At 65.5% G+C, this 13445-nt stretch carries 13 protein-coding genes; 3 read left to right on the top strand and 10 right to left on the bottom strand.

Features of this window, described 5'->3' with window-relative positions; translation table 11 throughout:
* The 5 genes from CTA01S_RS02490 to CTA01S_RS02510 are packed head-to-tail and all read right to left on the bottom strand — an operon-like array spanning position 1 to position 5095.
* Positions 1-2163: a type IV pilus secretin PilQ gene (locus CTA01S_RS02490; RefSeq protein WP_019559846.1), complete on the bottom strand. Its 2163-nt coding sequence runs from the start codon at positions 2161-2163 to the stop codon at positions 1-3.
* 5 nt (positions 2164-2168) lie between these two features.
* Positions 2169-2696, bottom strand: a complete 528-nt coding sequence (locus CTA01S_RS02495; protein WP_062191793.1) for a pilus assembly protein PilP — start codon at positions 2694-2696, stop codon at positions 2169-2171.
* An 11-nt stretch (positions 2697-2707) separates the two neighbouring features.
* Positions 2708-3394, bottom strand: coding sequence for a type IV pilus inner membrane component PilO (locus CTA01S_RS02500; RefSeq protein ID WP_019559848.1), 687 nt, complete (start codon positions 3392-3394; stop codon positions 2708-2710).
* 10 nt (positions 3395-3404) lie between these two features.
* On the bottom strand, positions 3405-4019 hold the full coding sequence (locus CTA01S_RS02505; protein WP_019559849.1) for a PilN domain-containing protein: 615 nt from the start codon (positions 4017-4019) through the stop codon (positions 3405-3407).
* Positions 4016-5095: a pilus assembly protein PilM gene (locus tag CTA01S_RS02510; protein ID WP_026329990.1), complete on the bottom strand. Its 1080-nt coding sequence runs from the start codon at positions 5093-5095 to the stop codon at positions 4016-4018. Before CTA01S_RS02510 ends, CTA01S_RS02505 begins: the two co-directional genes overlap by 4 nt.
* A 365-nt stretch (positions 5096-5460) precedes the next feature.
* Here CTA01S_RS02510 and CTA01S_RS02515 point away from each other — a divergent pair, with 365 nt between their 5' ends.
* Positions 5461-7827: a penicillin-binding protein 1A gene (locus CTA01S_RS02515; protein WP_062191798.1), complete on the top strand. Its 2367-nt coding sequence runs from the start codon at positions 5461-5463 to the stop codon at positions 7825-7827.
* A 50-nt stretch (positions 7828-7877) separates the two neighbouring features.
* Here CTA01S_RS02515 and cyaY read toward each other — a convergent pair whose 3' ends face one another.
* Positions 7878-8231: an iron donor protein CyaY gene (gene cyaY / locus CTA01S_RS02520; protein ID WP_019559852.1), complete on the bottom strand. Its 354-nt coding sequence runs from the start codon at positions 8229-8231 to the stop codon at positions 7878-7880.
* Positions 8232-8249: 18 nt separating this feature from the next.
* On the opposite strand from cyaY, the gene lptM reads away from it, so the two are divergent.
* Both lptM and lysA read left to right on the top strand, forming a co-directional pair.
* Positions 8250-8429, top strand: a complete 180-nt coding sequence (gene lptM, locus CTA01S_RS16845) for an LPS translocon maturation chaperone LptM (RefSeq protein WP_232300968.1) — start codon at positions 8250-8252, stop codon at positions 8427-8429.
* Positions 8426-9694, top strand: a complete 1269-nt coding sequence (gene lysA / locus CTA01S_RS02525) for a diaminopimelate decarboxylase (RefSeq protein WP_062191803.1) — start codon at positions 8426-8428, stop codon at positions 9692-9694. Before lptM ends, lysA begins: the two co-directional genes overlap by 4 nt.
* A 25-nt stretch (positions 9695-9719) precedes the next feature.
* Here the strand turns inward: lysA and CTA01S_RS02530 are convergent, their stop codons facing one another.
* The 4 genes from CTA01S_RS02530 to dapF are packed head-to-tail and all read right to left on the bottom strand — an operon-like array spanning position 9720 to position 13423.
* On the bottom strand, positions 9720-10907 hold the full coding sequence (locus CTA01S_RS02530; protein ID WP_062191807.1) for a class I SAM-dependent rRNA methyltransferase: 1188 nt from the start codon (positions 10905-10907) through the stop codon (positions 9720-9722).
* Between the two features lie 18 nt (positions 10908-10925).
* Positions 10926-11867: a tyrosine recombinase XerC gene (gene xerC / locus CTA01S_RS02535; RefSeq protein WP_062191810.1), complete on the bottom strand. Its 942-nt coding sequence runs from the start codon at positions 11865-11867 to the stop codon at positions 10926-10928.
* Positions 11868-11873: 6 nt separating this feature from the next.
* Positions 11874-12563 (bottom strand): DUF484 family protein, encoded by a 690-nt coding sequence (locus CTA01S_RS02540; protein ID WP_062191814.1) that lies wholly within the window; start codon positions 12561-12563, stop codon positions 11874-11876.
* Complete coding sequence (dapF, locus tag CTA01S_RS02545; RefSeq protein ID WP_062191817.1) at positions 12560-13423, bottom strand: diaminopimelate epimerase; 864 nt, start codon at positions 13421-13423, stop codon at positions 12560-12562. The genes CTA01S_RS02540 and dapF overlap by 4 nt, the downstream gene beginning before the upstream one ends.
* Between the last annotated feature and the right edge of the window lie 22 nt (positions 13424-13445).

The following is a 13445-nucleotide window of genomic DNA, read 5'->3' on the forward strand; positions in this document are numbered from 1 at the left end:
TCACTGCACCCCGCCGCGCTCGGAGACGATGCGCGGGGTGAGGAAGACCAACAACTCGGTTTTCTCGCGAGACGTGCCGCGCTGCTTGAACAGGTGGCCCAACACCGGGATGTCTCCCAGCAAGGGCACCTTGCTGACGTCCTCACGCTCGCTCATCGTGAAGATGCCGCCGATCACGACCGTGCCGCCGTTTTCCACCAGCACTTGGGTCTTCACATGCTTGGTGTCGATCGCATAGCCGCCGGGCGTCAGGATGCCCGGGGTGTCTTTGTTGACGTCCACATCCAGGATGATGCCGCCTTCGGGCGTGATCTGCGGTTTGACCTCGAGCTTGAGGCTGGCCTTGCGGAATTCCACGCTGGTAGCACCGCTGGAGGTGGCGTTCTGATAGGGCAGCTCGGTGCCCTGCTCGATCAGCGCGGTCACCTGGTCGGCCGTGATGACGCGCGGGCTGGACACGACGCGACCGCGCCCATCGGCTTCCAGGGCCGAAATCTCCAGATTGAGAAAACGGTTGGCCGTGGAGCTGAACAACGACAGCGCCAGCGACGCCGGATTGGCCCCATCGATGGACTGCGCCGGCAGGTTCACGAAATAGCTGTTCGGGATGTAGCTGCCCCCGGTGACGGCGGTTTGCAGGGTTTGCTCGCCGATGCCGAGGTAGGTGCCGCCGATGCCGATGCGGTTGTTGCCCCCCAGGCTCCAGCCCGGCGTGCCGCCCCGGATCCCGCGCAAGTCGGTCGCGCCCAGCTTCACCCCCAACTGGCGGCCAAAGCTGTCATCGGCCTCGACGATGCGCGCCTCGATCATGACCTGCCGCACTGGAATGTCGATCTTGCTGATGAGCTGTTGCACTTCTTCCAGCTTGGAGGCGATGTCCGTGATGAACAGCTGGTTGGTGCGCGGCTCGGCGATGACGCTGCCGCGCGGCGTGAGGATGCGCATGCCGCCAGCGCCACCGCCCGGCGCCCCGGGCACACCGGCCCCACCGCCGGAGCCGACCAAGCTGCGCACCACGTCGGTGGCCTTGGCATAGTTGAGCTGGAAGGACTGGGTGCGCAAGGGTTCGAGCTGGGCGATCTGGGCCTTGGCCTCCAGTTCGAGCTTCTCTTTGGCCGCGATTTCATCTTTGGGCGCCACCCACAGCACGTTGCCAGTCTTGCGGTAGCCCAGTCCCTTGGCCTGCAAAATGATTTCCAGGGCCTGATCCCAGGGCACGTCGCGCAAGCGCAGCGTGACATTGCCGGTGACGGAGTCGCTGGTCACGACGTTGAAGTTGGTGAAATCGGCGATCACCTGCAACAGTGAACGCACCTCGATGTTCTGGAAGTTCAGCGAGAGCTTCTCGCCCTGGAAGCTGGGGCCTTGCACCAGACGGTTGGGATCTTCCTTCTGCGGCCGCACCTCCAGCACGAACTGGTTGTCGGTTTGGTAGGCGCTGTGCTCCCAGTTGCCAAACGGCTGGACGACCATCCGCACCATGTCACCGACTTGCGTGGCGGTGACCGTCTGCACCGGGGTGCCAAAATCGGTCACGTCCAAGCGACGGCGCAAGCTGTCGGGCAGGCTCGTGCGCGGGAACTCCACGACCAGGTTCGCACCTTGCTGCCGAATGTCCACGCCGACCTGGGTGCTGGGCAAATCGACCACCACGCGCCCCGCACCTGCGGCACCGCGGCGGAAATCAATGCCGCGCAAGGCCTGCACGGTCTCGTTGGCGCTGGGGGCGAAATGCACGGTGCTGCCTGCGGCAGCGGCCGCCTGCGCGGTGTTTTCCAGCACCAGCAGCAAAGCATTGCCTTGGAGCTGCGCGGTGTAGCTGGCCGGCTGCTTCAGGTTGAGCACGATGCGGGTGCGCTCGCCCGACTGGGCCACGACCGCCGAGCGCACATTGCCCTGATTGATGTCCAGGTTGGAGCGCGGCAGCTCACTGGAGACGCCCGGCAGGTCGATGGCGATGCGCGGCGGGGTCTGCACGGTAAAGCCATTGGGCACGGCCTGCAGCGGTTGGGACAACTCGATGCGCACGACTTCGGCGCCCGCGCTCTGGCTGGCGCTGATCGAGCGGATGGCCGCCTGGGCCAAGGCCAACACCGGTGCCACGAACAAGACCAGCCCCAGGGCGCCGATGCGCAGGTTCTTCCTCTTGGTGTGTTGCTGCATGGTTCTCATTGGGTCTTCTCCTGAAGCTGCAGGCTGCTGGTGCGCTCGATCCACTCACCAGCGGCGTCCTGAACGATCTCCCGGAGAGAAACCTCCGTCTCGGTGATACGGGTGATGCGGCCGTAGTTTTGCCCCAGGTAGTCGCCCACCTTGACCTGGTAGAGCAGGTTGTCCACGCGCAGCAAGGCGTACTGGCGCCCCTGACGGGACACACTGCCGACCATGGTCATGCTGTCCAGGGGATAGGCCTCGAGCGGTTCGCGCCGCCGGTTGAGCTCGGCAGCAATCAGCGAGTTGGGTTGGCGGGCCTCCTGCTTGAGCGCCACGGTCAGCTTCTGGACGCTGAAGGGATCGACCCCGTCGGCAGCCACATAGGCCTGTGGGTTGAAGGTCTTGGGGGGATCCAGCGGAACGACGCGGGGCTGCACCTCGCGCTTTTGCTGCTCCATCCACGCCTGCAACTCATCCTGCGGCCCACCGCAGCCCGACAGGGCAGCCAGTGCGGCCACCACGGGCACGGCGCGCGACATCATCGACCGGAAGATCATTTCTTGCCCCCCTGCTTGGCAGCCTCGGCCTTGGCCTTGCGCTGTGCTTCGATCTCCGACGGATCCAGATAGCGGTAGGTGCGCGCCGTCGCTTCCATGGCCAGCGCCCCGCTGGCATCGCCAGCCTTGGGCACGGCCACGTTGAGGCCGTGCAAGGTCACGATACGCGAGAGATTGGCGATGTCGGCCGTGAAGGCGCCGATGTCATGGTAGCGACCGGTCACGCGGATCGCGATGGGCAGTTCGGCGTAATAGTCCTTGACGACCACTTGGCCAGGACGGAACAACTCGAACTGCAAGGCCCGACCCAGACCGGCCTGGTTGATGTCCGACAGCAAGGCGTCCATCTCGGCCTTGCCCGGCAGTTGCTTCTCGAGCTGGGTGACGTATTCCTGCACCTGCAGGCGCTGCTTGCGCAGCTCGCCCAGGTTGACCGCCTGGGCCAGCTTGCTGCGGTAGGTCTGTTTCAATTCGGGCTCGCGGTTGCGCTCGGCCTCCAGCAGGTCGGATTCGCCCGTCAGCACCAGAAACCACCCCAGCACCACCACGGCCACGGCCGCCAGCAGCCACACGGTCACCTGCGGGAGGATGGGCCACTGGCCGGGCTCGTTCGGATCCAGCCCCCGGAACTGCGAGGCGATCTCGTCCGACAGCTCGCTCAAATTGAGGTTTGCTTTGGCCATGACGTCTTCCTCAAGAAGGCGAACCCACCGGCGCGCTGGCCGCCGCAGCCGGCGCCGAAGCATCCTGCGGACGCTTGAGCGACACGCGCATCGAAAATTCGAAGAGCCGGCGCTGTTCGCGCCCATCGGTGCGCACGTTGGCCGCCTTGATCTCGATGAGCTCGGGACGCTCCAGCCACGTGGAGTTGTAAGCCGTGTTGCGCAACATCTCGGACACGCGCTCGTTGGTCTGAGCCACCCCGTTGATGGACACGGCCTGCCCATCTTGTCGGATGGCCGTCAGGTACACGCCTTCGGGCGTTTGGCGCACCAACTCGTTGAGCAGGTGCACGGGCATGTTGCGATCGGTCTGCAAATCCTCCACGGCCCGCTGCCGCGCCTTGAGCGCTTCGATTTCCGCGCGCAGGTTGGCAATGTCTTTGATCTGCTCGTCGAGCTTGGCGATTTCCTGCTGCAAGAAGGCGTTGCGCTCTTGCTGGGTGGAGATCATTTGTTGCAGCACGGCATACCACAGTGCCACGATGAGCGCCCCGCCCAAGGCCGAGAAGCCCAGAACGGCAAAAAAGGCTTGCTTGCGGCGGCGGCGTTTTTCTTCCCGGTGGGGAAGCAGGTTGATGAGGATCATTGCAGGAACCTCCGCATCGCCAAGCCGCACGCCGTCAGGTAGGACGGCGCCTCCCGGCGCAGCTTGCTCTCACGCACGCTGGAGCCGAGCTTCATGCCTTCGAAGGGATTGACGATCATCGAGGCGAAGCCGGTCTGCGCGGTGACGCGCTCCTTCAGGCCGGGCAAGGCGGCGCTGCCACCGGCCAGCATCACGTAGTGCACCTTGTGATGCGGCGTGCTGGTGAAGAAGTACTGCAGCGCGCGGCCGACTTCCTGGGCCATGCTGTCCACGAAAGGATTGAGGATGGTTTGCTCGTAGTCCTCGGGCAGGTCCCCGGCGAGCTTCTTCTGCTCGGCCTCCTCGAACGAGAAGCCGTACTGGCGGGAAATCAGCTGGGTGAGCTGGCTGCCGCCAAAGGCTTGGTCACGGTCGTACAGCAGCTCATCGTCTCGCAGCACTTTCAGGCTCGTGGTCTCGGCGCCGATTTCGAACAAAGCCACCAGCATGTCGCGCCCTTCGTTGGGCAAGGCCCGGATCAGGCGGCTGACGGCCAAGCGCGAGGCATGTGATTCGATGTCGAGCACCACCGGCTTGAGCCCTGCGGCCTCGGCCAAGCCCTGACGGTCCTGCACCCGGTCTTTGCGGGACGCAGCGATCAACACTTCCACATCGCCCGCCGAGGTGGGGCTGGGGCCGATCACGCAAAAGTCCAGGCTGACCTCATCGAGCGAGAAGGGAATGTATTGGTTGGCTTCGGACTCGACTTGCATTTCGAGCTCTTCTTCACGCAAGCCCGCCGGCAGCACGATCTTCTTGGTGATCACCGAGGACTGTGGCATGGCCATGGCCACATGCTTGGTGCGTGTGCCGCTCTTGACCACCACGCGGCGTACCGCCTCGGCCACCTCGTCGAACTTCTCGATCTGGCCATCGGCGATCCAGCCCTTTTCGAAACTCTCGGTCGCGAAACGTTCGACGACGTATTCGCCAGAAGCAGTCTGCCCCAGCTCGACCAGCTTCACGCTGGACGAGCTGATGTCCAGCCCGACAAGCGGCGGATGCTTGCGGCCCAGCAAAACGTCAAGAAAGCTCACGGAGTCCCCCAACGGCAGGAAAGGTGCGCCGGATTGTTAATAAGTTACTTCAATGCTAGCAGTAAACCCTTTGTGCAACAAAGATTTTTTCACGGTTTGAACGTTTGTTTCCGTTGCCAAAAGTGAACGCCAAAACCCGGCTTGCGGGAGAACCCTGAGCCCGCCTCGAGATTGAAACAAACTGTGTCCGAATGCGGCGCGCATGCGCGGCGGATATCGTCCACGCAGCCGTCGCCGCCGCAGGGCTGTTCCTATAATCCTCGCATCGGCGGCCCACCGCCCCCGCGGCGCACGGCGCCGGGGCAAATGCTGGCCCGTAGCCGGCTTGTCCGCTCTTTGCGTAGCGGCCCATCGAAAGCGCATGCATGTCTGAATCTTCCCGCTCGTCTTCGCCGCAGGGTCGCTCTGCTGGGCCCTCCTGGGCTCGATGGACGGCCCGTTTAGTCGCCTGGGCGTTGGGACTGCTGGCCGCCGCCGCAGCCGCTGGCGCGATGCTGGCGGCCATCGCGCTGGCCGTGGCTTACCCCAATCTGCCTGACATCGATGGCCTGACCGACTATCGACCCAAGCTGCCGATGCGGGTGTTCTCCGCCGACGGCGTGCTGCTGGGGGAGTTCGGTGAGGAGCGCCGCAAGTTCGTGCCGATCGAGCAGATCCCCGCGGTGATGAAACACGCGGTCTTGGCCATCGAGGATGCGCGTTTCTACGATCACAGCGGCATCGATTACAAGGGCATGTTGCGAGCAGCCCTGGCCAACTTCGGTTCGGTCGGCAGCCAAGGCGCCTCGACGATCACGATGCAGGTGGCCCGCAATTTCTATCTGTCTTCCGAGAAAACTCTTACTCGCAAGATCTACGAGGTGCTGCTGGCGCTCAAGATCGAGAGCCTGTTGAGCAAGGACGAGATCCTCGAGCTGTACATGAACCAGATCTACCTCGGCCAGCGGGCCTATGGCTTTGCTGCCGCCGCGGAGATCTATTTCGGCAAGGATCTGAAAGACATCAGCATCGCCGAGGCAGCGATGCTGGCCGGTCTGCCCAAGGCGCCCACGGCCTACAACCCGATCCGCAACCCGCCGCGTGCGCGGGTGCGCCAGCAATACATCATCGACCGCATGCTGGACAACGGTTTCATCACGGAAGAACAACACGCAGCAGCCAAGGCCGAGGTGCTGCGCTACCGGCAGGCTGCGGCCCTGCCGGTGCATGCCGAGTACGTGGCCGAAACCGCCCGTCAGCTCATCCACAACCAGTATGGCGAAGAGAGCTACACACGGGGGCTGAACGTCTACACCACGATCCGCTCGGACGAGCAGGCCGCCGCCTATCGCGCGCTGCGCAAAGGCATCATGGATTACGAGCGCCGTCAGTGGTATCGCGGCCCCGAGGGCCATGTGGATCTGCCCAAGGACCCGGATCAGATCGATGCCCGGGTGGCCGAGGCGCTGGTGGAGCACCCGGACAATGACGAAGTGCGCGCCGCCGTCGTGCTCGAGGTCGACCCGAAGAAGGTCGTGGCCATGTTGGCCGACGGGCAAACCGTCACGGTGCAAGGCGAGGGCCTGCGTCCGGCCCAGTCCGGCCTGTCCCCCAAGGCCAAACCGAACATCCAGATCCGTGTGGGCTCGGTGATTCGGGTCATCGATTTGGGCCGCGCGGGCTGGTCGATCACGCAACTGCCCGAGGTGGAAGGGGCCTTCGTCTCGCTCGACCCGCGCACGGGCCAGATCCGCGCGCTGGTCGGCGGCTTCGACTACGCCAAGAACCGCTTCAACCATGTCACCCAGGCCTGGCGCCAACCCGGCTCGAGCTTCAAGCCCTTCATTTACTCGGCTGCGCTGGAGCGCGGATTCACCCCGGCCACGGTGGTCAATGACGCGCCGCTGTTCTATGACGCATCGACCACCGGCAGCAAGCCCTGGGAACCCAAAAACTACGATGGCACTTTCGATGGGCCGATGTCGCTGCGTCGAGCGCTCGCCCGCTCGAAGAACATGGTGTCCATTCGGATATTGGAAGCCATCACCCCGGCCTATGCGCAGGAATGGGCGACGCGCTTTGGCTTCGACCCAGAACGCCACCCGCCTTATCTGACGCTGGCCCTGGGCGCCGGTTCGGTCACCCCGCTGCAAATGGCCGCTGCCTATGCGGTGTTCGCCAATGGCGGCTACCGGGTGCCGCCCTCGCTGATCACCAAAGTCACCGACAACCGCGGCCGGGTGCTCGTGGAGCATGCCCCCGCGCCGCTGGACGAGTCGATGCGCGCGATCGATCCACGCAATGCCTTCGTGATGAGCAGTCTGCTGCAAGAAGTCACCCGCAGCGGCACGGCGGCCCGGGCCCAGGCCACGCTGAAGCGGCCCGACTTGTTCGGCAAGACCGGCACCACCAACGACGCCATGGACGCTTGGTTCGCCGGCTACCAGCCCCAGGTGGTGGCCGTGGTGTGGATCGGCTATGACACGCCGCGCAAACTGGGCGAACGCGAAACCGGCGGCGGCCTGGCGCTGCCGGTGTGGATCGACTACATGGCCACGGCGCTCAAGGGTGTACCCGTCAGCGAGCTCGACCCACCGCCAGGGTTGGTCCAAGTCGGCGGCGAATGGTTCTACGAGGAATACGCCCACGGCGCCGGGGTCACGAGTCTGGGCATGGACTCCTCGCCGGTACCGAGTTCCACCCCCACCCCGGAAGAGGAACGGCGCAGCATCCTGGACTTGTTCAGGCCGTGATCGGACCGGGGCGCCTCATGCGCCCTCCTCCACGGGCCGCATCGGCCGCCTCAGCGCGCCGGAGGGGGCAAGGGCTGACCCGCCAAGTCGCTGGCGCACTGCACGAGCCGCTCGAAGAACTCGCCACCGTCGCGGGTATCGAGCCAGCGGCCTTGGACATACTTGTAGTGATAGCCCCCGGAGCGGGCCGCCAGCCAGATTTCGTGCAAGGGCGGCTGGGTGTTGAGAACCAGCTTGGCTCCACTGGGAAAGACGAGTTCGAGCAAGCCCCCGGTGCGGTGGGTGTCGATGTCGATCACATCGTCTTCGAGCAGGCGGTCCACCCAGGCTTCCACCGTGGCCAGCACGGCTTGCGCGCGTTCGTGGTATTCGCTGTCGCTCAAGGGGGTGGGGTCGAGGGCCATCGCCGATAGAATCCGCGCATGTCGAAACGGGCAATCATTCTAGCGGCCGCTGCGCTGACGCTCCTGCCAGTAGGCCTATCGGCCTGCGGCCAGAAGGGGCCGCTGTACCTGCCTGCCGCGTCCCCGGCGGCCACTGCCGCCGCCGAGCCGGCTTCGGCGCCCGCTGCGTCCTCCCCTTCTGCCTCACGTCCCCAATGAAATTGCCCGGCGCTCCTTTTCTCGCCTACCGGGGCGAGTCGCTGTATCTCGACGGCTGTGAGCTGACGGCCTTGGCCGATCGTTTCGGCACCCCGCTGTATGTCTACTCGCAGGCCGCGATGCTGGCGGCGCTGGCGCCCTATCAAACCGCTTTGGCCGGCCGCGATCATCTGATCTGCTACGCGGTGAAGGCCAATTCCAATCTGGCCGTGCTGCAGACCTTCGCACGCGCCGGATGTGGTTTCGACATCGTCTCCGGCGGCGAGCTCCAGCGCGTGCTGGCCGCTGGCGCAAGTGCCGATCGCGTGGTGTTCTCCGGCGTGGGCAAGACCCGCGAGGAAATGCGCGCAGCGCTGCGGGCCGGCGTGAAGTGCTTCAATGTGGAAAGCGAAGCCGAGCTGGAGGTGCTGTCGGCCGTGGCCGTGCAAGAAGGGATCGAGGCGCGCGTGAGTCTGCGCGTGAACCCCGATGTGGATGCAGGCACCCATCCCTACATTTCCACCGGGTTGAAATCGAACAAGTTCGGCGTGGCCCATGGCCGCGCCGTGAGCACCTACTGCCGGGCCGCGGCCTTGCCGGGCCTGTCCATCGTGGGGATCGACTGCCACATCGGCTCGCAAATCACCGAAATCGCCCCGTATCTGGACGCGCTGGACCGCGTGCTCGATTTGGTCGAGGCGATCGAGGCCCAAGGCATCGCGCTGCATCACCTGGACCTGGGCGGTGGCTTGGGCATCACCTACACCGATGAACACCCACCGGGGGCGGACGAGCTGATCGGTGCTTTGCTGGCCCGTCTGGATGCGCGCGGCCAGGGTCACCGCATGCTGATGTTCGAGCCCGGGCGCTCGCTGGTGGGCAATGCCGGCGTGCTGCTGACCGAGACGCTCTACCTCAAGCCGGGAGATGAAAAGAACTTCTGCATCGTCGATGCCGCGATGAACGATTTGATGCGCCCGGCCATGTATGAGGCCACGATGGCCATCGTGCCGTGCCGCCAGCGCCCAGACCCGGCGCAGCGCTATGACGTGGTGGGGCCGGTGTGCGAATCGGGCGACTGGCTGGGCCGCGACCGCTGGCTGGCCGTGCAACCCGGGGACCGGCTGGCCGTGCTGTCGGCAGGGGCTTATGGCATGAGCATGGCCAGCAACTACAACACCCGCGGACGGGCCGCCGAGGTGCTGGTCGTCGGCGACCAGGCGCATTTGGTGCGACAGCGCGAGCAGCCGGCCGAGCTCTTTGGCGGCGAGCGGCTGCTGCCTTGAAGCCGCTCGCCGCCCCGCCAGGGATTCAGTCGGCTTGCTTGAGGATGGCCAAGCCCTTGAGATATTCCCCTTCGGGAAAACAAATGGTCATCGGATGATCCGGCGCGGCCTCCAGACGTGACAGGATCATGCCGTCCACCCCGGCGTCGAGCCCAGCCCCGGCGACGATTTTGTGGAACAGTTCGGCCCCGATGCCGCCGGAGCAGGAAAACGTCAGCAGCAATCCGCCGGGGGCCAGCAGCTTGAAGGCCAGGCGGTTGATGTCCTTGTAGGCGCGTGCCGCGCGCTGTGCATGGGCCGCCGAGGGCGCGAACTTGGGCGGATCGAGCACGATGGCATCGAAGCGGCGGCCTTCGTGCAGGAAGCGACGCAGCGTGTCGTTCACATCGGCATCGAGGGTTTGGTGACGCGCAAGCTCGAAGCCATTGAGCTTCACATGGGCTTGCGCCCGAGCCAGTGCCGGTGCGGAGGAGTCCACACTGAGCACTTCCCGCGCCCCACCGGCCAGTGCGGCGACACTGAAGCCGCCGGTGTAGCTGTAGCAGTTGAGCACCCGTTGGCAGCCGAAATGGCGCACCCATTGCGCAAAGCGTTGCCGGTTGTCGCGCTGATCGAGGTAGTAGCCGGTCTTGTGGCCTTCGGCCACGTCCAGCGTGAGTTGCCAGCCATGTTCGCGGATGGTGATCTCGGTGGGCCCCTCCCCCAGCAGCCAACCGCGCTGCGCAGGCAACCCCTCCAGCGCACGCACGCCTGAGTCCGAGCGCTCGTACAGGCGGGTCAAGCCAGTGGCCGCCAGCAATTGGTCGGCGATCACGGCTTTCCAACGCTCGGTGCCGGCCGACAAGAACTGGGCGCTGAGCGTGTCCCCGTAACGGTCCACGATGAGACCGGGCAGACCATCGGCTTCGCCGTGGATCAAGCGCACTGCATCGCTGTCGATGGGCAGACGCGCACGCAGCGCCAAGGCACGCGCAATGCGGCGCTGGAAAAAATCCGCATCGATGCGTTCGGCCTCGTCGAAGCTCCAGGCGCGGGCCCGGATCATCGAGGCCGGGCTGTACGCGGCCCAAGCGAGAAAGCGGCCATCATGGGCCTGGATGCGCACGGTGTCGCCGGCGCCGGCTTGGCCACGCGCAATCGACCCCTGAAAAACCCAAGGGTGTTGACGCAGCAAGGAACGCTCCTTGCCTTCGCGCAGAATGATGGTGTTCATGGCAACGAAGCAGCGAATTCAGGATTTACGACGTGCCCGCGGATGGGCCGCGTCATAGGCCCGGGCGAGGTGTTGAAAGTCCAGCCGGGTGTAGATCTGGGTGGTGGTGATATGGGCATGCCCCAACAATTCCTGCACCGCGCGCAGATCGCCGCTGGATTGCAGCAGGTGCGAGGCAAACGAGTGTCGCAGCATGTGCGGATGGACCCGTGTGGGCACGCCCGCCTGCAGCGCGCGCCGCGACAGGCGCACGCGGATCTGCGCAACCGACAAGCGGCGACCACGCTCGCTCAGCAGCAGCGCGGCCTCCTCGCCGCGCAGCAGGCGCGGGCGCACCGCCAACCATTCGCGCAGGGCTTGGCAGGCCGCCCGCCCCAGTGGCACGCTGCGCCGCTTGCCCCCTTTGCCCAACACATGCACTTCGGCACCGTCCAGATCGACCCAGCCGCGGCCTGCCGCTGTGGCGTGCACATCCAGCCCCGCCAGCTCGCTGATGCGCAAGCCGCAACCGTAGAGCAACTCGACGATGCAGCGATCGCGCACCGCCAGCACGGGGTCGTCGGCCGCGCCGGGGGCCTGCTCGGCCAGGGCCACCGACTGCTCCACCGACAAGGCTTTGGGCAGGAGCTTGGGCGCCTTGGGCGCTTTGATCCCATCGACCGGGTTGTGGGCCAGGCGGCCCTGCCGCCCCCACCAACGGTAACACCCGCGCCACGCGCTGAGGATGCGCGCCAGGCTGCGCGCGGACAAACCCGCCGCATGCAGGCGGCCCAGCCAACGGCGCACGTGGTGCGCCTGCACGTCTTCCAAGGCCACGCCGGACTCGTCGGCCAAGCGGGCCAACTGGGCCAAGTCGCTCGTGTAGGCACGCAAGGTCAGCTCGGCCACGCGCCGCTGCGCGCGCAGGTGCTCGAGATAGCTCTCGATGGGAGGCGGCAACGACGGGTCCTTCATCGTCATTCGGACTCAGCCTTCGGGCAGCAAGCGGGTGAGGCCAGCGCTGGCCAAGTCCCCCACTCGCACCAGAAACTCGGTGCCCATGTCGGCCGTGTAGCGGGTGGGGTCCGGCGAGCCCAGCACGAGCAGGCCGAAGGCTTCGGTCCCCACGCCATGGCGCAGTGGAATCAAGGCCACCGAGGCCACCGTGGCAGGGTCGTCCAGCCAAGCCACGGCTTCGAAGCCGGCATTGGGCCCACAGTAGGGCTGCACCAGACTGCTTGCGAACGTGCGCGTGTTCTCGCTGGCGCCTTGGGCAAAAGGCTGGTCGGCATAGGCTCCGACCACTCCCCACACACGGATGCTGGCCTGGGGGATGAGAAACTGGGCCTTCAGCTCGTGCACCAGAGTGCCAGGCAGATCCACGGGATCGGCCGTGAGCATCAGGGCACGTGTCCAGCGATGCAGCTTGTCGGCAATGGCCATGTTCTCCTGGCCGTGACGGATCATCTCCATCAGGCGCATCTCCAGGCCACGGATCTTCTCGCGCAGCATTTCCATTTGGCGCTCTTGCAGCGAGACGGCGCGATGGCCATGCGGGCTGGTGAGCTGAATGCTGGCCAGCAGCTCGGCATGACGCTCGAAAAATCCGGGCGTGTTGGCCAGAAAGCGGGCGATGTCGTCCTCGGTGATGCCCTGGATGCCAGAAGAGATGCTCACAGTTCGATTTCTCCTTCAAAGACGGTCTGCGCCGGGCCGGTCATGAACACATGGGCATCGCCACCGGCCCATTCGATGCGCAGCCGGCCACCGCGGGTGTCGACCTCGACGGCCGCATCGAGCAGCCCCTGTCGGATGCCAGCCACCACGGCCGCGCAGGCTCCGGTGCCACAGGACAGGGTCTCGCCCGCATCGCGCTCGTACACGCGCAGCTTGACGTGCCCGCGATCGATGATCTGCAAAAAGCCGGCGTTGACCTTGCGCGGGAAACGCGGGTGTTGCTCGATGCGCGGCCCCCACTGCGCCACCGCAGCCGCATCCACATCGTCCACCAACACGACCGCATGGGGGTTGCCCATCGACAACACCGCCACCTCGACCGTGACCTCTCCCAGATCGAGCGGCCACAGCGGCCATCCGGGCGCGGGTCCCACCAGGCGGGGTGTCAGTCCCGTGGTGTCGAAGGGCACACGATCGACGTCGAACAGCGGGGCATTCATGTCCACCGTGACCCGGCCATCGGCCTGGGCCTGCAACACCAGGCGGTTGTTGATGGTCTCCACACGCAAGGGGTTGCGGTCGCTGAGGCCCTTGTCGTGCACGAAGCGCACGAAACAGCGCGCGCCATTGCCGCAATGCTCGACTTCTTGGCCGGTCGCGCCATTGAAGATGCGGTAGCGAAAATCGGCCTCGGGCGTCGAGGCCCGCTCGACCACGAGGATTTGGTCGGCCCCCACGCCCAAGCGCCGGTCGCCCAAGCGCTGGAGTTGCGCCACGGACAACGACAGTGGGGCCGCCGTGGCGTCGATCACGACGAAGTCGTTGCCCGCCCCGTGCATCTTGGTAAAGCGCAGTTTCATGCGCCGATTATCCCCCCACGAC

It is taken from the genome of Caldimonas taiwanensis NBRC 104434 (assembly GCF_001592165.1).
In the GTDB taxonomy this organism is placed as follows: Bacteria; Pseudomonadota; Gammaproteobacteria; order Burkholderiales; family Burkholderiaceae_C; genus Caldimonas; species Caldimonas manganoxidans.

Excerpts from the sequence above, each read along its gene's own strand:
- CTA01S_RS02490 (WP_019559846.1), bottom strand. The coding sequence starts at position 2,163 with ATGCAGCAACACACCAAGAGGAAGAACCTGCGCATCGGCGCCCTGGGG.
- CTA01S_RS02495 (WP_062191793.1), bottom strand. The coding sequence starts at position 2,696 with ATGATGTCGCGCGCCGTGCCCGTGGTGGCCGCACTGGCTGCCCTGTCG.
- CTA01S_RS02500 (WP_019559848.1), bottom strand. The coding sequence starts at position 3,394 with ATGGCCAAAGCAAACCTCAATTTGAGCGAGCTGTCGGACGAGATCGCC.
- CTA01S_RS02505 (WP_019559849.1), bottom strand. The coding sequence starts at position 4,019 with ATGATCCTCATCAACCTGCTTCCCCACCGGGAAGAAAAACGCCGCCGC.
- CTA01S_RS02515 (WP_062191798.1), top strand. The coding sequence starts at position 5,461 with ATGTCTGAATCTTCCCGCTCGTCTTCGCCGCAGGGTCGCTCTGCTGGG.
- cyaY (WP_019559852.1), bottom strand. The coding sequence starts at position 8,231 with ATGGCCCTCGACCCCACCCCCTTGAGCGACAGCGAATACCACGAACGC.
- lptM (WP_232300968.1), top strand. The coding sequence starts at position 8,250 with ATGTCGAAACGGGCAATCATTCTAGCGGCCGCTGCGCTGACGCTCCTG.
- lysA (WP_062191803.1), top strand. The coding sequence starts at position 8,426 with ATGAAATTGCCCGGCGCTCCTTTTCTCGCCTACCGGGGCGAGTCGCTG.
- CTA01S_RS02530 (WP_062191807.1), bottom strand. The coding sequence starts at position 10,907 with ATGAACACCATCATTCTGCGCGAAGGCAAGGAGCGTTCCTTGCTGCGT.
- xerC (WP_062191810.1), bottom strand. The coding sequence starts at position 11,867 with ATGACGATGAAGGACCCGTCGTTGCCGCCTCCCATCGAGAGCTATCTC.
- dapF (WP_062191817.1), bottom strand. The coding sequence starts at position 13,423 with ATGAAACTGCGCTTTACCAAGATGCACGGGGCGGGCAACGACTTCGTC.